The 23,088-nt window shown below is 36.7% G+C and carries 20 protein-coding genes; 12 read left to right on the forward strand and 8 right to left on the reverse strand.

Features of this window, described 5'->3' with window-relative positions; translation table 11 throughout:
* Positions 1 to 41: 41 nt before the first annotated feature.
* The gene (locus tag LK994_RS06555) at positions 42 to 767 is read left to right on the forward strand and encodes a ferredoxin--NADP reductase (RefSeq protein WP_229762096.1); all 726 of its coding nucleotides are present in this window, start codon (positions 42 to 44) and stop codon (positions 765 to 767) included.
* Here LK994_RS06555 and LK994_RS06560 read toward each other — a convergent pair whose 3' ends face one another.
* From LK994_RS06560 to dtd, 5 genes are all read right to left on the reverse strand, one after another.
* Positions 768 to 1,919 carry a hypothetical protein gene (locus LK994_RS06560; protein WP_229762097.1) on the reverse strand — a complete coding sequence of 384 codons (1,152 nt, stop codon included), beginning with the start codon at positions 1,917 to 1,919 and terminating at the stop codon, positions 768 to 770.
* A 36-nt stretch (positions 1,920 to 1,955) separates the two neighbouring features.
* Positions 1,956 to 3,428, reverse strand: coding sequence for a glycine--tRNA ligase (locus LK994_RS06565; protein ID WP_229762098.1), 1,473 nt, complete (start codon positions 3,426 to 3,428; stop codon positions 1,956 to 1,958).
* Between the two features lie 177 nt (positions 3,429 to 3,605).
* Positions 3,606 to 4,592 (reverse strand): YihY/virulence factor BrkB family protein, encoded by a 987-nt coding sequence (locus LK994_RS06570; RefSeq protein WP_229762099.1) that lies wholly within the window; start codon positions 4,590 to 4,592, stop codon positions 3,606 to 3,608.
* Between the two features lie 4 nt (positions 4,593 to 4,596).
* The gene (locus LK994_RS06575; protein ID WP_229762100.1) at positions 4,597 to 4,932 is read right to left on the reverse strand and encodes a nucleotide pyrophosphohydrolase; all 336 of its coding nucleotides are present in this window, start codon (positions 4,930 to 4,932) and stop codon (positions 4,597 to 4,599) included.
* Between the two features lie 52 nt (positions 4,933 to 4,984).
* Positions 4,985 to 5,437 (reverse strand): D-aminoacyl-tRNA deacylase, encoded by a 453-nt coding sequence (dtd, locus tag LK994_RS06580; protein WP_229762101.1) that lies wholly within the window; start codon positions 5,435 to 5,437, stop codon positions 4,985 to 4,987.
* Between the two features lie 501 nt (positions 5,438 to 5,938).
* On the opposite strand from dtd, the gene LK994_RS06585 reads away from it, so the two are divergent.
* The 3 genes from LK994_RS06585 (at position 5,939) to LK994_RS06595 (ending at position 10,449) form a co-directional block, all read left to right on the forward strand.
* The gene (locus tag LK994_RS06585) at positions 5,939 to 9,304 is read left to right on the forward strand and encodes a vitamin B12-dependent ribonucleotide reductase (protein WP_229762102.1); all 3,366 of its coding nucleotides are present in this window, start codon (positions 5,939 to 5,941) and stop codon (positions 9,302 to 9,304) included.
* Between the two features lie 159 nt (positions 9,305 to 9,463).
* Positions 9,464 to 9,955 carry an OmpA family protein gene (locus tag LK994_RS06590; RefSeq protein WP_229762103.1) on the forward strand — a complete coding sequence of 164 codons (492 nt, stop codon included), beginning with the start codon at positions 9,464 to 9,466 and terminating at the stop codon, positions 9,953 to 9,955.
* Between the two features lie 20 nt (positions 9,956 to 9,975).
* A complete protein-coding gene (locus LK994_RS06595; RefSeq protein ID WP_229762104.1) occupies positions 9,976 to 10,449 on the forward strand; it encodes a YcxB family protein in 474 nt (157 codons plus the stop codon).
* 128 nt (positions 10,450 to 10,577) lie between these two features.
* Here the strand turns inward: LK994_RS06595 and LK994_RS06600 are convergent, their stop codons facing one another.
* The gene (locus LK994_RS06600) at positions 10,578 to 11,009 is read right to left on the reverse strand and encodes a GNAT family N-acetyltransferase (RefSeq protein WP_229762105.1); all 432 of its coding nucleotides are present in this window, start codon (positions 11,007 to 11,009) and stop codon (positions 10,578 to 10,580) included.
* Between the two features lie 210 nt (positions 11,010 to 11,219).
* On the opposite strand from LK994_RS06600, the gene LK994_RS06605 reads away from it, so the two are divergent.
* From LK994_RS06605 to LK994_RS06615, 3 genes are all read left to right on the forward strand, one after another.
* Positions 11,220 to 11,456 (forward strand): acyl carrier protein, encoded by a 237-nt coding sequence (locus LK994_RS06605; protein ID WP_229762106.1) that lies wholly within the window; start codon positions 11,220 to 11,222, stop codon positions 11,454 to 11,456.
* A 114-nt stretch (positions 11,457 to 11,570) separates the two neighbouring features.
* A complete protein-coding gene (gene fabF / locus LK994_RS06610) occupies positions 11,571 to 12,824 on the forward strand; it encodes a beta-ketoacyl-ACP synthase II (protein WP_229762107.1) in 1,254 nt (417 codons plus the stop codon).
* A gap of 148 nt (positions 12,825 to 12,972) precedes the next feature.
* Positions 12,973 to 13,401 (forward strand): hypothetical protein, encoded by a 429-nt coding sequence (locus tag LK994_RS06615; RefSeq protein WP_229762108.1) that lies wholly within the window; start codon positions 12,973 to 12,975, stop codon positions 13,399 to 13,401.
* A gap of 38 nt (positions 13,402 to 13,439) precedes the next feature.
* On the opposite strand, the gene LK994_RS06620 is transcribed toward LK994_RS06615, so the two are convergent.
* Positions 13,440 to 16,265, reverse strand: coding sequence for a hypothetical protein (locus LK994_RS06620; RefSeq protein ID WP_229762109.1), 2,826 nt, complete (start codon positions 16,263 to 16,265; stop codon positions 13,440 to 13,442).
* 116 nt (positions 16,266 to 16,381) lie between these two features.
* Here LK994_RS06620 and rnc point away from each other — a divergent pair, with 116 nt between their 5' ends.
* Together rnc and LK994_RS06630 are read left to right on the forward strand one after the other, a co-directional pair.
* Positions 16,382 to 17,092 (forward strand): ribonuclease III, encoded by a 711-nt coding sequence (gene rnc / locus LK994_RS06625; RefSeq protein ID WP_229762110.1) that lies wholly within the window; start codon positions 16,382 to 16,384, stop codon positions 17,090 to 17,092.
* Positions 17,093 to 17,246: 154 nt separating this feature from the next.
* The gene (locus LK994_RS06630; RefSeq protein ID WP_229762111.1) at positions 17,247 to 18,269 is read left to right on the forward strand and encodes an NAD(P)H-dependent glycerol-3-phosphate dehydrogenase; all 1,023 of its coding nucleotides are present in this window, start codon (positions 17,247 to 17,249) and stop codon (positions 18,267 to 18,269) included.
* A gap of 1 nt (position 18,270) precedes the next feature.
* Here LK994_RS06630 and hemW read toward each other — a convergent pair whose 3' ends face one another.
* On the reverse strand, positions 18,271 to 19,389 hold the full coding sequence (hemW, locus tag LK994_RS06635; protein ID WP_229762112.1) for a radical SAM family heme chaperone HemW: 1,119 nt from the start codon (positions 19,387 to 19,389) through the stop codon (positions 18,271 to 18,273).
* A 52-nt stretch (positions 19,390 to 19,441) separates the two neighbouring features.
* Here hemW and LK994_RS06640 point away from each other — a divergent pair, with 52 nt between their 5' ends.
* From LK994_RS06640 to LK994_RS06650, 3 genes are all read left to right on the forward strand, one after another.
* Positions 19,442 to 21,238, forward strand: a complete 1,797-nt coding sequence (locus LK994_RS06640) for a ShlB/FhaC/HecB family hemolysin secretion/activation protein (protein ID WP_229762113.1) — start codon at positions 19,442 to 19,444, stop codon at positions 21,236 to 21,238.
* A 66-nt stretch (positions 21,239 to 21,304) separates the two neighbouring features.
* Complete coding sequence (locus tag LK994_RS06645; protein WP_229762114.1) at positions 21,305 to 22,258, forward strand: DUF4271 domain-containing protein; 954 nt, start codon at positions 21,305 to 21,307, stop codon at positions 22,256 to 22,258.
* A gap of 34 nt (positions 22,259 to 22,292) precedes the next feature.
* Positions 22,293 to 23,084 (forward strand): uroporphyrinogen-III synthase, encoded by a 792-nt coding sequence (locus LK994_RS06650; RefSeq protein ID WP_229762115.1) that lies wholly within the window; start codon positions 22,293 to 22,295, stop codon positions 23,082 to 23,084.
* Positions 23,085 to 23,088 lie beyond the last annotated feature (4 nt).

Below are 23,088 nucleotides of genomic sequence, written 5' to 3' on the forward strand. Positions count from 1 at the left end.
CTTTCTTTTGTATCATTGCATTGCTAAAAAAAATAACGATTATGGCTGTAGAACCTTGGCGTATTGGAAAAGTTATCAAGATCGAACAACAAACGTACAATACACGTCGCTTTTTCATACAGGTGCCTGAACTGACTTCTTTTGATTTTAAGCCTGGGCAGTTTGTAACGCTGGATTTACCTATACACGAAAAACCTAACAAACGCTGGCGTAGTTATTCTATCAGCAGTTGGCCTGATGGAACGAATGTATTTGAATTATGTATTGTTTTATTGGAAGGCGGTGCAGGAACTACCTATCTTTTTAATGAAGTAAAAGAAGGAAGCGAAATTACTTTACGTGGTCCTGTAGGAGTTTTTAGTCTTCACGAAGAAAATTTCCAAAAAGATATTTTTTTAATTGCTACCGGAACGGGCATTGCGCCTTTTCGCAGTATGGTCAATCATATCAAATTAAAAAACATTGCACATAAAAATGTGCACCTGATTTTTGGTTGCCGTACACAAAGGGATCTGTTGTATTATGATGAATTACGTCAGTTAGAAAAAGATCTGCCGGGGTTTCATTACCATCCGGTTTTGTCAAGAGAGGAGTGGGAAGGAGCCGGTAAAGGGTATGTACATGCTGTATACAAAGAGTTATGCAAAGATCAGCAGGACGCTTGTTTCTTCCTGTGTGGGTGGAAAGCAATGATCGATGAAGCAAAGCAAAGCATACAAGCTTTAGGATACGATAGAAAAGCGATCCATCAGGAATTGTACGGATAGTTATTTTCCATCAAATAAAATATGTATTGCCGGAGAATATCCTGTGATAGGAAACAGCCATCTGTTATTAACGGCATTTTCTCTTTGATATTCACCTCTTCTGGTATAGATAGCAATAGCCCCACCATCACCCGTGCCACCTGTTGCACCCCAAAAAGGAGGAGGGTATGCTTTTACGATGGCAATATCTGCCACATTTATATTTAATATCTGGTCAAGATCTACTTCCATCTCATCTATATAGAAAGCCTGAGTTGTTTTGCCCCGCCAAACCACTTCACTTTCGCCAAAACGACTGATCGTAGTGGTTAGCCCCGCTATTCGGCTACGTAAAAAAGAAATGCAATCAGGATAAGATAATATATCATTGTTGTCTAAACAATCTACTACCCGTTCATCTCCATCGTTAAATAATCCGGTACTGAATTCTTTATTAAATTTTTCTGCTCTTGATTTTTTTATAGCTGTTACAGTAACTTCTTTTAACAGAACTGATTTGTTTTTGTCGTGGCCGGTTGTTTTTTTTGTGTCATTATGAGCAGTTACAGTATCCATTGATACAGGTGTATCTTCCTGTAAGATGATCGATGTACTGAATGTTGAATCGGTAAAGTCTTTTAAAGAAGGAGATTGTTTAATAAGAATATTAGGTTTATCCTTTTTATTTGCGAGGGTATAGTTAAAAACCAAACTGGCTCTATTTTCAAAGATCAGCCCGGGTAGCGTAAACTGCTTATCATCCGTTAGTTTTATTGTTTTGTTGTATATCCGCTGGTTTTTAGTGATCAATAATGCATTGATTGTTTCGCTATTGGTTCTGTTTAAAACCATTCCACTTACTTCAAAAATTTTCGGAAAGAATGCTGCCCTTAATTTTAATGTTCCCTTCTGATAGTTGGCAGGAATAACAATGCCATAATAATTGATCGTGTCAATTACAGGGAGATAAAAACTATCCGTTTTAGCTGCTGTGGTTTGATAAGCGGTAACCAATAATGTTCCCGGCTTTTGTTGAATTGGATTGACCACTGTAAGCCAGACCGTATCATTGGTTACATTTTTCTGACAAGAAATTTTTAACGGATAAGCAGATTGAGCATGAACATATCCCGACAGTAAACAGATAAAGGCTGTAAATAATCTTTTTTTCATTGGAGTTGTAAAATAAGTATTTACAGCCTGAGATACCTACGAAATTTTCTCTGTTATCAATTGTTTAACATCTTTTAATGCGATACGTTCCTGGGTCATTGTGTCTCTGTATCTGATAGTAACAGTATTGTCTTCTTTTGTTTGATGATCGATGGTTACACAAAATGGTGTACCAACGGCATCCATTCTTCTGTATCGTTTACCTATAGCATCTTTCTCTTCATAAAAGCAATGAAAAGATTCTTTGCAACTATCAAATAATTCTTTTGCAATTTCTGGTAATCCATCTTTTTTCAACAATGGTAAGATGGCCAGTTTTGTAGGAGCAATTTTTGCAGGGATCTTTAAAACAACACGGCTGTCTTCAGTGCCATCTTCTTTCAACCATTTTTCTTCGGCATAAGCCAGGCTGATGATAGTTAAGAAAAGTCTGTCTAATCCAACGGATGTTTCCAATACATATGGAACGTAGTTCCCGTAAGCCTTTCCGGTTGCAGGGTCAATATCATTATCGAAATACTGCATTTTCTTTTTGCTGTATGTTTGATGCTGGCTCAGATCAAAATCAGTACGGCTATGAATACCTTCTAATTCTTTCCAGCCAAAAGGGAATTCAAATTCTATATCCAATGCGGCATCTGCATAGTGAGCTAATTTAACGTGATCATGAAAACGCAATTTTTCGGCAGGTATACCCAGGCTTTCGTGCCATTTTTTTCTGGTTTCTTTCCAATAGTTATACCATTCCATTTGAGAGCCGGGACGAATAAAGAATTGCATTTCCATTTGTTCAAACTCTCTCATTCTGAAAATGAATTGTCTTGCAACAATTTCATTTCTGAAAGCTTTGCCGGTTTGTGCAATACCAAAAGGTATTTTCATACGGCCGGTTTTTTGCACATTTAAAAAGTTTACAAAAATACCTTGGGCCGTTTCCGGACGTAAGTATACTTTGTTGTCTTCAGGATTATCTGAAGCTACTGCACCAAATTCTGTAGAGAACATCAGGTTAAACTGACGAACATCTGTCCAGTTGCTGGTTTTGCTGATGGCGCATTTTATTTTATTGTCTTCAATTAATTTTTTTAATCCCACATAATCATCTTTTGTCAGCAATGCATCCATTGAGGCCAACACATCTTTGGCCAATTGCTCATTGCCAATTGCAATTTGTTCATCAGCAAATCCTTCAATTAAGTGATCAACTCTGTACCGTTTCTTGCTGTCTTTATTGTCAATCATCGGGTCACTGAAATTATCAACGTGCCCACTTGCCTTCCATACAGTAGGGTGCATAAAAATAGCCGCATCAATACCCACGATATTGTCGTGTAACTGCGTCATGCTTTTCCACCAATAGTCACGGATATTCTTTTTTAACTGAGCACCGTTTTGTCCATAATCATAAACGGCAGATAAACCGTCATATATTTCAGACGATTGAAATATGTACCCGTATTCTTTACAATGAGATATTAACTCCTGAAAATTGTTTGCTTCGTTTGCCATAATGGCTGCAAATATAAAGATTGTTAGCGGCTCATAAACTTAGCTACGCTATTTTTTATGAGCCGGGCAAAAACAACTTCATTCAACTTTAGTGGTACCATTTATCCTGAGGAACGAAGGGCACTCTTGCACTTCATCACTTTATTGAGCTTTTATCAGAGCGTAGGATGTCTTGTATTATGCAGGAGGTTGGGCCGGAGGTGTTTCCGGAGTTGTAATTACAGCTTTTTCTTCGGGTTGTTCCTGTATGGACTTTACTGATTCAACTTCAATCTCCTGTACCCACACGGCATAATGATTAGGGTATATCCTTGATCTGGTATATATGGCATATACATGTGTAAAAACTGCACCGAAATATAATATGATAGCTGAGTAATACACCCAAAGCAACATTACGATCACCGAGCCGGCTGTTCCGTAAGTAGATGATAATTTGCTATGTCCAAGATAATATCCAATCAAAAATTTACCGGCCATAAAAAGAATGGCAGTTGTAAAAGCGCCGGCCCTTACACTTTTCCATTTTATATGTGCATCAGGTAATACTTTGAATATCATCCCAAAAAGTAATGCAGTGATACCAAATGTGAGTAACACATTAAAAACATATACCATGATCACCGTTAATTCAGGGAATAGTTGTGTAAGACGGTTGATCAGCAATCCCATCAACCCATTGATAAGTAAGGAGACCAGTAATAAAAAACCAAGGCTGATTACAATGGAGAATGAAATGATTCTGTTGAAAAGCAATTTCAGGAACCCTTTTCCTTTACGTGGCTTGGCTTTTAATTTCCAGATAAAATTAATTGAATCCTGTATTTCATTAAATACTCCGGTTGCACCAAATAATAGGGTAGCGCCACCAATGATCGTTGCAATCTTATTGCTTTGTGATAAAGCGGCATTACTTATTGTATGTTGTATTTGCAAGGCAGCTTCAGTGCCAATGAATCCGGATATCTGGTTGTATAGTGTACCTTCAATTGCGGCACGTCCGTAAAAGATATCACTGACCGAAATGATAATGATGAGCATGGCGGGCAAAGAAAAGATGGTATAAAAAGCTAACGCGGCACTCAGTTTCAATACCCTGTTGTCGATAAAATCACTAAAGGATTGCTTTAGTACCGGCCAGATAAATCTTATCGAAGCGTTCATATGATCATTTTAGTTTTTCATTATTCAGGTGCCTGTCTTTGTCTCTTAGGTTTTTCTTTTCAAAATTTTGTTGCAGCGCTGTTGTTAAATCTACGCCTGTTTGGTTTGCTAAACAAATTAATACAAACAATATGTCTGCCATTTCATCCGATAATTCTTTTCCTTTATCTGTTTCTTTAAAAGATTGTTCCCCATATTTCCTTACCATTAACCTGGACAACTCTCCAACTTCTTCCATTAGAATACCCAGATTGGTAAGTTCACTAAAATACCTTACGCCAACGGTTTTGATCCAACTGTCTACTTGCTCTTGAGCATTTTTAATTGTGATTTCCTGCATAATTTATTTTTTAACCACTAAAGCACAAAGTACACAAAGTTTAACAAAGAAATTATTCCTTGTCTTTAGTATCTATCCAGATAGTCACAGGCCCGTCATTCAATAATTCCACTTTCATATCGGCTCCAAATTCTCCGGTAAATATTTTTTTACCCAGATCGTTTTCTATCTGTACAATCATTTGTTCATACATTGGTCTTGCAAAGTCTGGCTTACTGGCTCGTATATACGAAGGCCGGTTTCCTTTTTTTGTATTGGCATGTAAAGTAAATTGACTTACCAGCAAAATATCTCCACCATTGTCTTTTAAAGAAATGTTTGGCACTTTATTCTCATCATCAAAAATGCGTAGATTAATAATTTTATTACTTAGCCATTGAATATCATCAGTTGTATCTGCGTCTTCAATACCAATAAAAACAAGTAACCCTTTTTGTATTTCAGATATTCGTCTATTCAATACCGTTACACTTGCATTTGAAACTCGTTGTATTAATGCTCTCATGATGTATGTTCTTACTTATTTTTAGTGACCTGCTTCTTTTTTTAAATAGACGGGAAAATACAACATCTTCTACAATGCTTAACAGTAAAGCTTTTCCCGTTTATTGTGTCCTGTGCAAAACTTTTGAAAAGCATCAAATTACGATTTATTCATATTATATAATTTGCTTATTTAAATAAAGCCCAATACCAGCGCAATTCTTACGTATTGAAAATGTGTAGATTCTTTACTGTAAAGGGTTTTGATCGTTTAAAAATCAGTAAAACCACGTCAGTGGTGGTTGTTGAAATTTTATCCAATTATCCAAGAAATTAAACAAACATTTTACTTTTTCAGGTGGGGAAAAGTCCGCCAATTCAATAGGGTATTGCATTATGAATTTTTTACACATCCCTTTTCCACATTCTGTTAATATCAAAAATGTGAAATGTCGTTAGCAAAAAATATTTTCGTTAACACAAGCCTTAACAATTACTTAACCCATTTAACGACCTTATTAATATGCCAACAAAGAAACAAGCAGCTAAAGGATTGCAGTTTAGCAGGCAGTTCACTAAAGACGGAGTGAGCCCATATGATATGTTTGAGTACGATTACCGTACATCGGTAATTAAGAATCCGTCGGGTGAGGTCGTCTTTCAAATGGATGATGTAGAAGTTCCCAAACAATGGAGCCAGATCGCAACAGATATTCTTGCACAAAAATATTTCCGTAAAGCAGGTGTACCAAAAGCAGATGGTACAACCGGAAGAGAAACAACCGTTAAACAAGTTGCACATCGTATGGCACATTGCTGGCGTGTGTGGGGTGAAAGAAACGGATACTTTGCATCTGCAAATGATGCGCAGGTATTTTATGATGAATTGGTTTACTCGATCTTAAACCAGGGTTGTGTGCCTAATAGTCCACAATGGTTTAATACAGGTTTATACGAAGTGTATGGCATTGCAGGCAAACCGCAGGGGCATTACTATGTAGATGCAAAAGATGGTCAGTTAAAAAAATCTACTTCAGCTTACGAACGTCCTCAACCTCATGCTTGTTTTATTTTAAGTGTAGATGATGACCTAGTGAACGAAGGTGGTATCATGGATCTTTGGGTGAGAGAAGCAAGGATATTTAAATACGGAAGTGGTGTTGGTACTAACTACAGCAGCATTCGTGGCGAAGGAGAAAAATTGAGTGGCGGCGGTACTTCGTCAGGTTTAATGAGTTTTCTGAAAATTGGTGATAGAGCCGCAGGTGCTATTAAAAGTGGTGGTACCACCCGTAGAGCCGCTAAAATGGTTTGTTTAGATTTGGATCATCCTGAAATTTCTGAATTTGTAAACTGGAAACTAAAAGAAGAAGATAAAGTTGCTGCTTTAATTGCTGCAGGTTATGCAAGCGATTATGAAGGAGAAGCCTATCGTACGGTTAGCGGACAAAACAGCAATAATTCAGTTCGTATTCCAAATTCATTCTTTAAAGTATTGGATGCAGATGGCGATTGGGAATTAAAAGGCAGAAGCGATGGAAAAGTGATGAAGACCATAAAAGCAAGAAAATTATGGGATGAAATAAATTATGCTGCATGGCGTTGTGCTGATCCGGGTACACAATACGATACCACCATCAACGAATGGCACACATGTCCAGAAGGAGGCCCAATAAGAGCGTCTAATCCTTGCAGTGAGTATATGTTCTTAGATAACACTGCTTGCAATCTAGCCTCTGTGAACCTTCGTCGTTTCTTTGATGAAAGTGATAATAGTTTTGACGTAAAAGGCTTTGAACATACTTGCCGTTTATGGACAGTAGTGTTGGAAATTTCTGTATTAATGGCTCAGTTCCCTTCTAAAGAAGTGGCACAATTAAGTTATGATTACAGAACATTAGGTCTTGGTTATGCTAACTTAGGTTCAATGCTAATGGTAAGTGGTATTGCTTACGACAGTGAGGAAGCTAGAGCAATAGCAGGTGCAATCACAGCTATCATGACAGGTGTTTCTTATAAAACATCTGCAGAGATGGCCTCTTTCTTAGGAACCTTTGCTAAGTATGAAGAAAATAAAAAGCACATGTTACGTGTAATGCGTAATCACAGAGCTGCTGCTTATGATGCACAGGAAGCATACGAAGGAATAGAAATAAAACCACAAGGGATCAACGCAAAATATTGCCCTGATTATTTATTGACTGCTGCTACAAATGCATGGAATGATGCTGTACAGTTAGGCGAAAAATATGGTTATCGCAATGCACAAACAACAGTAATTGCGCCAACAGGTACAATTGGTTTGGTAATGGATTGTGATACTACCGGTGTAGAACCTGATTTTGCATTGGTTAAATTTAAAAAATTAAGTGGCGGTGGATATTTCAAGATCATCAATCAAAGTGTACCACAGGCTTTACGTAATTTAAAATACAGCGAAAAAGAAATTGAGGAAATTGTAAACTACGCCAAAGGCCATGCAACATTAGAAGGAGCCCCATACATTAATACACAAACATTATTGGCAAAAGGATTTACAAAAGAAGAATTAGCAAAAGTTGAAAAATCTTTAGGCAGTGCTTTTGAAATTGGATTTGTGTTCAACGTGTATACACTTGGGGAAGAATGTTTGCAACGCCTAGGATTTACCGAAGAACAATACAGAGATTTTAGCTGGAACTTATTGGAAGCCTTAGGATTTACTGATGAAGAAATTGAGGCGGCGAATATTTATGTGTGTGGTACCATGACAGTAGAAGGAGCTCCATATTTGAAAGATGAACATTTGCCTGTATTTGATTGTGCTAATAAATGCGGACAAAAAGGTGAACGTTTTATCCATGCACATGGGCATATTCGTATGATGGGTGCGGCGCAACCATTCTTAAGTGGAGCTATCAGTAAAACGATCAATCTTCCAAATGAAGCAACAGTAGAAGAAATTGCAGATTGCTATCGTCTGAGCTGGGAGTTAGGTTTAAAAGCGAATGCGTTGTATAGAGATGGTTCTAAATTGTCTCAACCACTTAGCAATAAATCTGACAAAAAGAAAAAAGCGAGCACTGAAGAAGTCACTGCAGAAGCAGATGAAGTTGCAATGCCTGAATCATCTATTGTAGATATGAGTAAGCTTACTGTAGACGAATTATTGGATGAAGTAAGCAAACGTATGCAAAATAGCCCTGATACAGTGTTGAAAGGACGTTTAGCTAAAATCGTAGAAAGAAAAACATTGCCGGCGAAACGTAGAGGCTTTACACAGAAAGCAAAGATCAACGGACAGGCATTATTCCTAAGAACAGGCGAATATGGCGATGGTACTGTAGGAGAGATCTTCATCGATATGGCAAAAGAAGGAGCCACTGTACGCAGTATGCTGAACTGCTTTGCGATAGCAATATCTATCGGATTACAATACGGTGTTCCTTTAGAAGAATTTGTAGAAAAATTTGTGTTCACTCGTTTTGAACCGGCCGGCATGGTGGATCATCCGAATATTAAAACAACTACCTCTATCATTGATTTCATTTTCCGTTCATTAGCGTATGAATATTTAGGCAGAAATGATTTAGTTCATGTGTTGGATAAACCGGAAGTACAAAATTTAGGTGATGAGGCTTGGGACGCTTCTACTCCAACCATTGGAGACAGAGTGCATGAGTTGAGTGAAGTAAGAGTAGTGGGAACACCTACTAATACAAGCGGTCTTTCGCACAGAACACCGGCTGCATCAAAACCGGCAGCATATCAGCAACTTGATCCGATGAGTGCTGCGGCTAAAAGTCGTCAGAGCGATGCGCCTGCCTGTACTAACTGCGGAAGTATAACAACCCGTAGCGGAGCTTGTTACAAATGTGAAAATTGCGGAACTCAAGGTGGGTGCGGTTAATTTTTTTACTAATCCTAACCATAAAAACAAAGTAGAGCCCCTCGATTTTATCCTGGGGCTTTTTTTATGACTAAGACGGAAGATCAACCTTGAAATACCCATATCAAGGTATTTGATTACCCAATTATTTGTTTGAAATTTATAGACAAAATAGAAAATATGAAATACTTGTTTTCCACTATACTGTTTTCGGCTCTTTTCTTTGTTGCGTCTGCACAAGATTATATAATAGAGGGGAATGAAGTGAAAATAGATAAACCAATATTATTTAAGACCGCATCAGCCACCCTATTACCTGAAAGTGATGAAGCCCTCACAGTCATTAAAAATTATTTAGAGGCTAAAACCTACATTTCTTTGTTACGTGTAGAAGGACACACCAATTCTGCAGGAGATGAATCCGCAGCCCAATATTTGTCCGAACAGCGGGCAAAGGCAGTATGTAAGCGCCTGGTTGAATTAGGCGTTGATTGTAAACGATTGTTAGCAGTAGGTTTCGGTAGTCAAAAACCGATTGCTGATAATAGTACGCCAGAAGGAAGAGCAGCTAATACGAGAATAAGTTTTATGAATGCAGCAATTCGTGGGCATCTTATCGGAGGAATGCCGGGAGATGGTGGTGGGGTAGTGGCCGGAGATGTATGTGAATAATTATCAGGTATATTTGCAGCATGACTTCTCAATTTTTTACATACAATAAAGGCAAAGTAATTCAGGCATTACGCTATCATTTTATTACCCGTAAAGAAATTAAAATAATGATGATACTGGTAAATATATTTGCCATTGTATCTGCGGCATTATTCTTTTTCAAAAAAATATCACCGATCGCATTTTTAATAAGCGCTGTTTTGTGGTTTGCATTAATGATCATTTTCTGGTTCATTTTACCGATCATGATCTACCGGAAGTCCGCTACCTTTAAAGATAGATTTAAAGCATCACTGGATAATAATGAGTTTACCATTGAAAATGATAGAGGTAGCCGAAGCTGGCCTTGGACGGACTTTAGCACGATGATGGAGAGTCCGCATTTTTTTCATCTATATTTCGATACCCGTTCTTTTTTTATAATACCAAAAGAAGCATTCGAAGGTGATGACGAACACGAAGCAAGAAAAATTTTTGCACAGAAAATAAAATAATCCCCCCCCCCCTCTGCGCCCTAAAGGGTTTTCCTTTGTTAATGTATTAATTTTTTTGCCCCTTTTAATTTGTAAAAGAAATGCGGCATAGATGTGCTATAGTTTCCTCTTTAGGGGGCGGCGGGGCATTACCTCAATTTTTTTTCCATCACATGATGAGGTGTTTTTACCTCAATAAATTGTGTGCCCTTTATCTTGTATCCAAATTTTTCGTAGAAACCAATAACATTATCACGGGCATGCATCATCAGTCTCTTATAGCCTTTATCTCTAGCCAGATTTTCAGCAAACATCATAATAGATTCACCGATACCTTTTCCCTGTAAATTTTTTTGTACAGCCATTTGGCGCAAACGAATATCGCCATCTCCCAGGGGAGTTAGTATGCAGCATCCCAACATTTCATCTTCATCAAAAGAGGCAATTAAAATATCATTCTTATCCTGATCCAAATACTCTTTCCTGAAATCTAGCCCCAAGGGTTTACGCAATATTTCATAGCGTAAGGCTACCATTTTTTCATATTCTTTGCTGCCGTGGTCTATTTGTTTTAGCCCCATAATGGTTTTTTTTATAAATGCATATGATTGTAGTATCTCGAAAGGATGTTCAATATACAATGAATTTCCCTTTGTACCAAAGGAAAAAAGGCTAAAAAATGACAGCCCTATAAATACACAATAACCCCCTCTTTTTTAAGTTGTTGACAATTTCTTTGTATTTGTTACAAAAAGTATATTTTTGCACCTGATTAACTAAATAATACAATTATGTCAGACATTGCAACAAGAGTAAAGAAAATTATTGTTGACAAATTAGGTGTAGATGAAGGCGAAGTAACCACTGAGGCTTCTTTTACCAATGATTTAGGTGCCGATAGCTTGGACACCGTAGAATTAATTATGGAATTTGAAAAAGAATTCAATATTTCTATTCCAGATGAACAAGCTGAAACCATCACTACAGTTGGACAAGCAGTTACTTATTTAGAAGAACATTCTAAATAAAGGGAACTTTAAAATTTTTTTACCACATAGACAGGCCCTGGAAACTAAGCAATAATTTAGTACTTTGGGCGTGCCTATGTGGTTGTTTTATCTAATCATTACTCACCTAACTATATGGATCTAAAAAGAGTAGTAGTAACCGGGTTGGGAGCCCTCACTCCATTAGGGAAAACTGTTGCTGATTATTGGCAAGGGTTAGCTGATGGAGCTAATGGCTGCGATTTTATTCAACAATTTGATGCAGCTAAATTTAAAACAAGGTTTGCCTGCGAAGTCAAAGATTTTGATCCAACACTTTATTTAGATAGAAAAGAAGCTCGGAAGATCGATCGTTTTAGCCAGTTTGCTTTGATAGCAAGCGATGAAGCGGTAAAAGATGCCGGTATCACTGCTGATAACGTTGACCCGGACAGAGTTGGTGTTATATTTGGTAGTGGTATAGGTGGATTGATCACATTTCAGGAAGAAGTGATGAACTTTGCATCCGGAGATGGTACTCCACGTTTCAATCCTTTCTTTATTCCAAAAATGATATTGGATATTGCCGCTGGGCACATATCTATGCGTCATACATTCAGAGGTCCTAATTATGCGGTAGTAAGTGCCTGTGCATCAAGTACTAATGCAATAATTGATGCTTTTGATAATATCCGTGTGGGGAAATCAGATATCATTATTACCGGAGGTAGTGAAGCCGTTGTGAGTGCAGCAGGCGTGGGTGGTTTTAATGCCATGAAAGCATTGAGCGAAAGAAATGATGATCCGAAATCTGCCAGTCGTCCTTTTGATAAAGACCGTGATGGTTTTGTAATGGGAGAAGGTGCAGGTGTACTGGTGTTAGAAAGTCTGGAGCATGCGCTAGCTCGTGGTGCAAAAATTTATTGCGAAATAGCAGGTGGTGGTGCTACTGCCGATGCTCATCATATTACCGCTCCACATCCGGAGGGGTTGGGTGCAAGAAATGTAATGAAAGCTGCATTAAAAGATGCCGGCCTACAGCCTGAAGATATTGATTATATCAATGTTCACGGTACATCTACACCGTTGGGTGATATTGCAGAAACGAAAGCGATCCTTAATGTTTTTGGTGATCATGCCTACAAATTAAATATCAGCAGTACAAAAAGTATGACAGGCCATTGTTTGGGTGCTGCAGGTGCGTTGGAAACATTGGCTTGTATCATGGCCGTTACAAAGGATATTGTACCTCCAACGATTAATCATTTTACTGATGATCCGGATTTGGATCCAAGACTTAACTTTACTTTCAACAAAGCTCAACATCGTGTAGTAAATGCTGCATTAAGCAATACATTTGGTTTCGGTGGACATAATGCTTCTGTGATAGTAAAAAAATATAAGCCTTAGGTTTATACGAAAATTTTTCTTTTATAATGCAAACCTTACTCGATATCGAGTAAGGTTTTTTAATGCAATTTTTTTCTGTTAAGGATAAAATCACTAGGATTTACCACTTGCGTAATGTAACTTAAAGGTCCACAATAAATGATTGTATATGAAAAAGAGTAGTCAAAATTGTCTGCAATATGCGATCTGGATCGACCAGAAAAAAGCGATCATTGCCTGCATGAATAAAGAAGGACAGATAACTACAGAATCATTGAATTCTTCTTTGGAAAGTCATGTACGTTTTGCCGGAGAAACATCTAATAAGAATAGATTATTTGCGGGTGCACTCAATCAAGAAAAACACATTCAAAATCGGCAGCATGAAAAACAAAAAGCTTTTGTAAAAGAAGTAGCGTCACATTTGTCAAAAGTGCAAATGATCATGATCATGGGGCCTGCCGAAGTGAAATATGAATTGCACAGAGAACTTGAAAAGAGAAAAGCGTTGTCTGCTGCAACTATGATTGTAAAGAGTGCAGATAAAATGCCATTACATGAAATAAAAGCAGTGCTGAAAGACCGGGCCTATGCCTGATCAATTTGCTTGGACAAATTTTGATGCAGATACAAAGCTCAAAACAATACCGGTAAAATAAACTCCCAGGTATTGGCATTCGCTTTATTAGTAAGGCCGTTATTTAGCAAACGATTATATCTTACACCAAAACTAACAGGATACATATTCCACCATTTGGTATCAAACAGTAATTCAGCTCCTGCGGTTCTGAAAGGAAATGTATTTCCTGTTCGTAAACTTTTTGCAATAGTATGATCGTAAAAAAGATTTCCTCTTACCCGTAAAAAATATACAATATTGGCAATCCCCCGGTCGGGATATAAAATAGGTAAATGATAATTGGCAGACAGCTTCCACATTCTCGGATAATCCACAACGGTATAACCACGAGAAAAAGGAAAGTTATTTGAATAATAATATTGATTAGCTGTATCTCTTGATTGAAAGGCTGCGGCAATTACCAGGCTATGATTGTTGAATAATCCCGGCAGGTAAATGCTGGTGGTAGCGGTTAATTGGTTGGCTGTGTATTTATTCAACATGCTTTTGTATTGCACAGAAATACTTTGTGCAAAAGAAGGGAATATTTGTTGCACGGCTTTTTGTATTTGCCATGAATAAGAAATGCCGCTATGCAGGTATTGGAAAGAACCATTATTGAAAATGTTTTTTGCAATACCTGTCCATTGAACTTTCTCGAGGGTATATGAAGCGAATAATCTTAAAAAATGATATTGTTTTCCTGATGAAAGATCAAGAGGTAATTGTAATCCGGGAGAGAGATTGAATTCATTCCAATGTACTGATTGATTATTGTAAACCGCCGTTCTGTTCAATGTTTCATCAACGGAGATATAAGGTTGAATAAAGCTGCCTCCGTAAATAGCGGAATATTTAAACTGATGACTTTTTTCATTTTCATTGTAAGTATAAGCTGCTTCAGTTTGTAATGTGTTCAAAATATTTTCACTATATGCAGTAAAAGACCATTCCGGTCTTTCGTAAAGGGGCCTCCAGCTATGAAAATTAAATAGGTGCCTTCCTTTACGATATTTTGATACGGCGAATTTTCTGTCAGAAATATTTTTAAGTATTTCAGATGTTGCAGCTATACGAATATTGTATAAGGCATTATTACCGGTGTCAGCACTCATCTCAGAAAAATCATTTTCCACTGGTTTTATTTTTACTAGACGATAGCCATATGCAGTAGGAGTAGTGGCGATAACTGTTGAGTCGTTTAGGCGATCACCTTTGTATAAGCCTGTATGAATACTTCCCAGCCTGTTAAGGTTAAATGTATGGTGATTGCTTTCTCTATAACTCCATAATTCATCTTTGCCGCCTGATGTTGCAGTGAATAAAACATCGTCTGCTGTAATTTGTAAAAAACCGATTGTATGTTCTGTTGTATATAATGTTTGAATATTGCCTTCTTTTATTTTTACCAAACTATTTTGATTGCCATCTATAGTTCTGCTGATCGCATACACTGAACTGTCATTCATTGAAAACTTTGGAAAAGAATATATATGTCCATCTGAATATACAATTGTTTTTTCAGCGCCATCAGTATTCATGATAACGATTTTTGATTGTGAACTGTAAGTGTCAGTAGGATCAATTTCAACAGCTGTAATTTTTTTGCCCTTATGAGAAATATCCGGAGAAAAATATCTGGATCGCTGTTTGATCGTTTGTTGCTTTCCCGTTACAATATCTAGTATTGTTATTTGACTAAAATCTTTGTTGCCCCATCTAGCATCAGGTTTATAACTTGCGTAAATGATCTTGCCGTTATTGTATGAAAAGTACTCATCGACGCTTATTTTTTTTACAGCGATCTTTGTTTCATTGCCTTTATTGTCAATGCTGTAAAATGTCGGTATTTTTTTATTGCTGTTTTTTAAAACTATAATATCACCATTTTGTCCAACATAAGGATATTGGTAGTTCATTACATCTTTTGTTTTCAATGGAGTAATAAATTCGTAGGGTGTACTTGCTTCTTGTTTCCATTGATTTTCGTAAAATGTTAGAGCATTACTAACAAACTGTTTGAAAGAAATGCCCGAATACTTTTTTACAGCGCCTTGCATTGGATAAAATAATGGCTTAAATGCAGCGGCGTCAGACGTTACTTTTTGCCAAAAATCATTACCGTATTTGTTATTGCCATAAGCAACTAATAAGTAGCCAAGGTTATAATGGTTAGGAATGTTTTTTATAAGAGAACCATTCCTGAGCTGCATGTAATTGTAATGCAGGTTATTCAATACAATACTTTTGAAACCACTAAAAAACACAGGAAGTCGTCCTCTGCCACCAGATGATAACTTTGTTTCATTAAACACCGCATCTCCTTCAAAAAACCAATCGGGAACACTGGCAGAATTAGCAAGCGCTTGTCCTTCCTCTCCTAAAATCAATGAAGCAAACTTAGATAAGCCTTTATTGAAATTACTATATTGCTGAACATGCCTCCATTCATGTATACTCAAATTGTCCAGCCAGTTGGTGGCACCCAATTCAAAAGGGCTTTGCGGATAATTCAAATAATATTCGCTTCTATATGGAGCCAGGCCTACATAAGCATTTGAGATGGTGGTAAGGTTCTGTAAAACGATATTTATTTTCCTGATCTTAGTACCGATAGAGCTATCCTGTGTTTGTTGTATCCGATGTAGTACGGATGCGATTCTCGTGGCTTGGTTTTCAAGTCCTTTCGGGAAGATGATGCGAACGGTATCCGTGTTTATTTGTTGCCATAAAATATGGGAGTCATTTCCGCCAAATGTCTGAGCAGTTATCTCCTTTTGAGTGAAACAACCCATACAAGTCAATAGTATATACATTGATACCTTGCCAATAAAAATCCTCATAAGTTAAAGTTAACCCATTGATAAAAAATATTGCAACTATTAAGTAGTAGTTTAGTGTAAATACTTTGTTATTACGCTAAAAGCAGTAATTTCGGTTTAAATTATTATTAATTTTCGTGGATTTTCTTAAAAACATTTTACCAGGTACCGCTAAAAGCAAAGAGTTTAAAAAGCAACTCACTAATGTATTGGGATTTGCTCCCGGTAAATTAGACTTGTATACTACGGCGTTAAGTCACCGTTCAGTAAGAGAAGGTGCAGATGAAAATAATGAACGCCTTGAATTTTTAGGCGATGCGGTTCTGAGTTCCATAGTAGCGCATTACCTTTTTATGAAGTATCCTTATAAAGGCGAAGGGTTCTTGACCGAAATGAGGAGTAAAATGGTAAATCGTCAGCAGTTGAATGATGTCGGGGTAAAAATGGGGTTGAAAAAAATAACCATCTATAATAAGTTTGATAGTGCCTTAAAAATTTCTCAAATTTTCGGGAATACTTTAGAAGCCTTGATCGGTGCTGTTTATTTGGATAAAGGGTATAAAAAAACTCAGAAATGGGTTGAAAAAAATATCATTCTTACACATATGTTCATCGACGATCTCGAGGGGATTGAAATAAACATTAAGAATAGGTTGTATGGCTGGGCAAACAAAAATGGAAAAGTATTGGATTTTGAAACTTTGGAAGAAGTATTTCAAAATGGCAGACGATTGTTTACCATTGGCGCAACTGTTGATGGAGAGTTAGTGGCGAAGGGGAAAGGATATAATAAAAAAGATGCCAGTCAGATTGCAGCTCAATTAGCGGTGGAGAAATTAGGGTTGTAAAATAGCGTTCAATGGCTTAAAACGATTAATGTTTATTTTAAACAAAGCGCTATAAGTTTAAAGAATCATCTAAAACTCAATGAGGTAACGAATTTAATCAACGTTAAACGTTTTAAACCATTAAACGACTTCAACGTTTCAAACGACAAAACAAATGACCTTTGGAATTATAGGCAGTGGTAGTTGGGGCACAGCCCTGGCGAAAATTTTAACCGATAATGGGCAAACGATTTATTGGTACAATAGAAGTGAAAAGGCAATCGAGCAATTCAAAAAACGCAGACACAATCCCCACTATTTAAGTACAGCATATTTCGATCTCAATAAAATTAAATTAACCACTAATGTGGCTGATGTGATCAATCATTCTGATTGTGTTGTTATTGCAGTGCCGTCTGCTTATGCTACAGTTACTCTGCAAGAGCTTGATAGAAATATCTTTTCAGGTAAAAAAATAATCAGTGCAATAAAAGGTATTTTGCCTGAGCATAATTTATTGTTGAATGATTATTTAAAAGATGAATTCAATGTGCTGCTTGAAAATTATTTTGCAGTACTCGGCCCTTGTCATTCCGAAGAGGTAGCCGCTGAAAAATTATCTTATCTGACTTTTTCCGGTATCGATAAGAATGCCACCCACGAGATAACAAAATATTTCAAAACAGATTATTTAAATACTGTTGAGAACAATGATATTTATGGTGTGCAGTATGCGGCCATCTTAAAAAATATTTATGCTGTTGGTGCCGGTATAGCACATGGCTTAGAGTATGGTGATAATTTTTTAAGTGTGCTCATCGCAAACAGTGCAGATGAGATGGGAGGCTTCCTGAAAAAATCGACCATTATCCCTCATGCAGAGCATCCAACATCCAACATTCAACATCCGGCCAACTACTCGGCTTCCGTTTACCTTGGGGATCTGTTAGTAACCTGCTACTCTCTTTTTAGCCGTAACCGTACTTTCGGTAACATGATTGGTAAGGGGTATTCTGTAAAAGCAGCCCAGTTAGAAATGAGCATGGTGGCAGAAGGTTACAATGCCAGTAAATGTATGTATCTCATCAATCAAACTGTAAAAGCGCCCATGCCAATTGCCGAAACGGTGTACCGTATTTTGTGGGAAGGTTTGGATGCGGAAGAAGGGTTTAAAATTATTGAAGAGAGTTTGGTGTAAATCAAAAAAACAGATCAGCTGCTATTCCATCTGCAAACAGTTTGCCTTCATTCGTAAGACAGATCGATGTATTGATGTACTTTATTTTGCCTTTCCATTTTTCACTTTTCACTTTTAGTTTTTCACTTTTATCCTTTCCAAATTTTAAACTGACATGCTCTAAGTTCAGCCCTTCCATAGTTCTCAACGATGTCATAATGTATTCATTTAATGCCTGAGTCTCGGTAAGTATTTCTTCTTCGAAGCTCAATGCATCGTTTTGTAAAGATTGAATGTATACAGCGTTATTGGAAATATTCCATCGCCTGCTTTTTCCATCAAATGAGTGCGCTGATGGACCAAAGCCATAATATTTTTTTTGCTGCCAGTAGCTGCTGTTGTGTTTACTGCGAAATCCTGGCTTTGCATAATTGCTGATCTCATAATGCTCATATCCTGCAGCATTCATCCAATCCATTAACAAAGAAAATTGTTCTGCCTGTTTCTCTGCATCTACCGGGGCTTTTTTATGCTGTGCAATTAATTTATCCAATGCTGTTTTAGGTTCTACCGTTAAGGCATAACAGCTGATATGCGGAATATTTTTTTCTGTAACTATTGCTACGTTTTTCTGCCATTGCTCGTTTGTTAAAATTGGAGAGCCATAGATCAGATCAACAGAAAAATTTTCAAATCCTGCATTTCTGATCTTGTCAATACATATCAGCGATTCGGCTGCCGTATGAGCCCTGTTCATCCATTTCAATTCTTCTTCAATGAATGATTGTATGCCGATGCTGAACCGATTAATACCTATAGACTTCCATTGTTGTAATTTTTCATCAGTGATATCATCGGGGTTGGCTTCTAATGTGATCTCGATCGTGTTAGAAAATGTAAACTTTTGTTGCAGAGCATCAAAAATTAATTGCAGGTCATCTATAGATATGATACTGGGTGTGCCGCCGCCAAAGTACAAGGTTTCAATATCTTTGTCTTCTTCTGCAGGAGAAGTAAGTGTTATCTCTTTTATCAAGGCGGCTATCAGTTCATCTTTCTGTTTTAAGGAAGTAGAAAAATGAAAGTTGCAATAATGGCAAGCCTGCTTGCAGAAGGGGATATGAATATAAATTCCTGACAATATAATTTTTGGTTTAGTATTTAATATTTAATATTGACAGCAGGAGCAAGGAATGATAAACAAAGTAAACAAATCATGGGTCATTAATCGTCAATTATCAATTATACTAATTGTCTGCCTGTTTATTTTTAGCAAGTCCACTGCTCAATATCAACTTAAAATAAATTTTGTCGATAAAGATACACTCTTCAATCCGCAGTCGTTAAAATTAACTACCAGCTTTAGCAATAATCTTGCTTGTGTAAATTATATCAATCAACTACCCGGATTATTGCATTCCAAAGGATATCCTGTAGCATCAGTAGATAGTGTGGCTTATTATGCCGGTTTTGCAATCATACAATTATATGTAGGCAAACAATTTCAAAAGATAAAACTACATATTGATGGAGGAGATAAAAAGCTTTTTTCAGTTGTGGGTAATTCGGAACGATCGCTTGATGTTTTGCAAATTCAAAAGCTGCAACAAGGGATCTTGAATTACTATGAAAATAATGGATACCCCTTTGCTTCAACTTATTTAGATAGTATCAGCTTTAACGATGTGGCCATGACAGCAACACTTAAAATAGATAAAGGTGTTTTGTATCACATAGACAGTATCAGGGTATATGGGAAAGCGAAAATCTCTAATGTTTTTTTACAGCAATATTTAGGCATAAAAAACTCAAGTATTTATAGCAGAGAAAAGTTGCAAAATGTTGGTAAACGATTATTAAACTTACCATACCTCCAGGAACAACAACCTTCTGATATTACACTCTTGGGCACAGGTTCTATTCTGAATCTTTATTTACAACCCAAGCCAAGCAGCCAGATAAATTTTTTGGTTGGCTTTTTGCCTGCAGATAACCAAACGGGAAAACTTCGTTTTACCGGTGATGTTAATTTGAATTTGAAAAATGTGTTGGCACATGGCGAAACGCTTTTGCTTAACTGGCAGCAATTGCAGGCAAAATCTCCCCGATTGAATATTGGTTTTCAACAACCTTATATTTTCAGGTCTCCTTTTGGCATTGATTTTTCATTTAACCTATTTAAAAAAGATTCAACTTTTATACAATTAAATACTCAACTTGGGTTGCAATATCTTTTATCTGCCAATCAATCGGGTAAAATATTTTTTCAACAACAAAGTAGTGTATTGCTTTCGTCTGGTGTAGATACCGATCAGGTAAAAGCTACTAAGCAGTTACCGTTGAATATTGATGTTAGTGCTACTAATGTGGGTTTGGATTACGAATGGAATAATACCAATTATCTCTATAACCCGATAAAGGGAAATGAATTGAAATTGACGGCATCTGTCGGGGTAAAAAAAATTACAAAGAATAATGATGTGCTGAGTTTAAAAGACCCTTTGTTTGACTACGGATCTTTATACGATTCATTGAAACTTAAAACATATCAGTTTAGAGTAAAAATATCTGCAGCACACTTTTTCCCTTTGGGTAAATTAAGTACACTAAAAGCAGTATTAAATACAGGACTGTATAATAGCGAGAATACCTTTCGCAACGAATTGTTTCAAATAGGTGGATATAAAATATTAAGAGGGTTTGATGAGGAAAGTATTTATGCTACCCAGTATGGTGTAGCCACGGCAGAGTATAGGTATCTGTTGGGGCTTAATTCGTATTTGTTTGCTTTTGTGGATGCCGGATGGGTGAAAAATCATTATCAGTCTATCAACGTAAATAATAATTTTATTTCTTCTGGGGCAGGACTGGCCTTTGAAACTAAACTAGGTTTATTAAATATTAGTTTTGCCATAGGTAAACGAAATGACATAAAACAGGATTTTCGTCAAGCAGCGAAAATACATTTTGGTTATATCAATTATTTTTAAAAATATATCAAATACTGTCTATTATCCTTTAATCATCTATATTTTTGCAGCATAAAATTATTTCTTTTGAAACAGGTAGTATTATTTTTTTTGCTTTTTATTGCGGCGCCTGTTTTTCTCTTTTCACAAACGGCAGACTCTTCGTTAATTAAACAGGACACTGTTTTACACGATACCATAAGCACTAACCCTATCAACCAATTCTTAGCAAAAAATTCCTTATTGAATTTTACACAAGACACAATATTGCTTACAAGTGGGATTAAGTACAAGGCAAAATTGGATAGTTTTCTGGCAAAGAACATTTTAGTAAATCATAAAAGCCAATCTATAGCGCTTACAGCACTTCCCAAAAAGATTGATAATGACCAGGCCATTTATTTTTATTTGATTGCCGGGATGGCATTTTTTCTGGCATTCTTTAAATTTTCCTATGCTAGGTATTTCAATAATCTTTTCAGGGTGTTTTTTAATACATCGCTAAGGCAGAGCCAACTTACAGATCAATTGTTGCAGGCAAAGTTGCCTTCATTATTTTTCAATGTTTTCTTTGTTTTATCAGGAGGGGTATATCTCTATTTTTTGTTATACCATTTCAAATGGTTGGGTGGATCAGGTCTCTTGTTTCAGCTGGCACTATGTGTGCTGGCAATAGCATTGATATATACCGGTAAGTATCTTACCATTAAGTTTACAGGTTGGCTTACAGGGCAGCGGGAGGTAACCAATACATATATATTTGTGGTATTTCTTATAAATAAGATCTTGGGGATTTTTCTGTTACCTTTTATTACCGTGATAGCTTTTTCGACCGAAGCATTAGCAAGCAGTGCTGTATTGATCTCTTTATTGCTGGTTTCATTGATGTTGATTCTCAGGTTTGTCAGATCTTATGGATTGTTACAGAATAAATTAAAAGTCAGTAGGTTTCATTTTCTTTTATATATCGCCGGAGTGGAAATAATTCCCCTGCTACTCATTTACAAAGGCTTGATGGTTTTATTAAATAAAAATCTCTAACTTTGCAGTACGATAGGAAAACTTATAATTGCACATGGCTAAAATAGGGGATAAAAATACAGGAGCAAAGGCCGGATCAATAAAAAAAGTACTCATTACTCAACCTAAGCCTGAAGGCGAAAAGTCTCCGTACTTTGACTTGGCAAAGAAGCATGATATTGAGCTACATTTTCATCCATTCATTATCATTGAAGGGATTCCTGCGAAAGAATTCAGGAAGCAAAAAGTTGACATGGTAAATTTTACAGCTGTAATTTTTACCAGTCGTCATGCAATTGATCATTTCTTCCGTATTTGCGAAGAGATGAAGATCACTGTATCTCAGGACACTAAATATTATTGCATTACAGAAGCAATAGCACTATATCTTCAGAAATTTATTTTATACAGGAAACGTAAAGTTTTTTACGGAGCTGATGGCACTAACAAAAGTTTGTTTGATGTGATCAATAAACATAAAGACAACGAAAAATTTCTGTATCCATGTTCGCAATCCTTTGATAGCGAAATTACAAACTGGTTGAAAGCCAATAATTGCGAATATGCAAGACCGGTTTTATACAATGTAGTAAGCAATGATATTAAGGAAGTAGTAGATCGTAAATATGATGTTATCTGCTTTTTTACTCCAGGCGGCGTAAAAAGTTTGTTAGAAAATTTTCCTAAGTATAAACAGAATGGTACTAAAATAGGTGCATTCGGTGCTAATACCTCTAAGGCAGCTGAAGAAGCAGGTTTAGTGCTTGATATTAAAGCTCCTCAACCACAGGCTCCTAGTATGGTGAGTGCATTAGAGCTATTCTTATCAGGACAAAAAAAGAAATAATACA

The sequence above is a fragment of the Ferruginibacter lapsinanis genome (assembly GCF_020783315.1).
Lineage (GTDB): Bacteria > Bacteroidota > Bacteroidia > Chitinophagales > Chitinophagaceae > Ferruginibacter > Ferruginibacter lapsinanis.

What these genes read in the sequence shown, in the direction of transcription:
- LK994_RS06555 (WP_229762096.1), top strand. Translation starts at nt 42, where the DNA reads ATGGCTGTAGAACCTTGGCGTATTGGAAAAGTTATCAAGATCGAACAA.
- LK994_RS06560 (WP_229762097.1), bottom strand. Translation starts at nt 1,919, where the DNA reads ATGAAAAAAAGATTATTTACAGCCTTTATCTGTTTACTGTCGGGATAT.
- LK994_RS06565 (WP_229762098.1), bottom strand. Translation starts at nt 3,428, where the DNA reads ATGGCAAACGAAGCAAACAATTTTCAGGAGTTAATATCTCATTGTAAA.
- LK994_RS06570 (WP_229762099.1), bottom strand. Translation starts at nt 4,592, where the DNA reads ATGAACGCTTCGATAAGATTTATCTGGCCGGTACTAAAGCAATCCTTT.
- LK994_RS06575 (WP_229762100.1), bottom strand. Translation starts at nt 4,932, where the DNA reads ATGCAGGAAATCACAATTAAAAATGCTCAAGAGCAAGTAGACAGTTGG.
- dtd (WP_229762101.1), bottom strand. Translation starts at nt 5,437, where the DNA reads ATGAGAGCATTAATACAACGAGTTTCAAATGCAAGTGTAACGGTATTG.
- LK994_RS06585 (WP_229762102.1), top strand. Translation starts at nt 5,939, where the DNA reads ATGCCAACAAAGAAACAAGCAGCTAAAGGATTGCAGTTTAGCAGGCAG.
- LK994_RS06590 (WP_229762103.1), top strand. Translation starts at nt 9,464, where the DNA reads ATGAAATACTTGTTTTCCACTATACTGTTTTCGGCTCTTTTCTTTGTT.
- LK994_RS06595 (WP_229762104.1), top strand. Translation starts at nt 9,976, where the DNA reads ATGACTTCTCAATTTTTTACATACAATAAAGGCAAAGTAATTCAGGCA.
- LK994_RS06600 (WP_229762105.1), bottom strand. Translation starts at nt 11,009, where the DNA reads ATGGGGCTAAAACAAATAGACCACGGCAGCAAAGAATATGAAAAAATG.
- LK994_RS06605 (WP_229762106.1), top strand. Translation starts at nt 11,220, where the DNA reads ATGTCAGACATTGCAACAAGAGTAAAGAAAATTATTGTTGACAAATTA.
- fabF (WP_229762107.1), top strand. Translation starts at nt 11,571, where the DNA reads ATGGATCTAAAAAGAGTAGTAGTAACCGGGTTGGGAGCCCTCACTCCA.
- LK994_RS06615 (WP_229762108.1), top strand. Translation starts at nt 12,973, where the DNA reads ATGAAAAAGAGTAGTCAAAATTGTCTGCAATATGCGATCTGGATCGAC.
- LK994_RS06620 (WP_229762109.1), bottom strand. Translation starts at nt 16,265, where the DNA reads ATGAGGATTTTTATTGGCAAGGTATCAATGTATATACTATTGACTTGT.
- LK994_RS06630 (WP_229762111.1), top strand. Translation starts at nt 17,247, where the DNA reads ATGACCTTTGGAATTATAGGCAGTGGTAGTTGGGGCACAGCCCTGGCG.
- LK994_RS06640 (WP_229762113.1), top strand. Translation starts at nt 19,442, where the DNA reads ATGATAAACAAAGTAAACAAATCATGGGTCATTAATCGTCAATTATCA.
- LK994_RS06650 (WP_229762115.1), top strand. Translation starts at nt 22,293, where the DNA reads ATGGCTAAAATAGGGGATAAAAATACAGGAGCAAAGGCCGGATCAATA.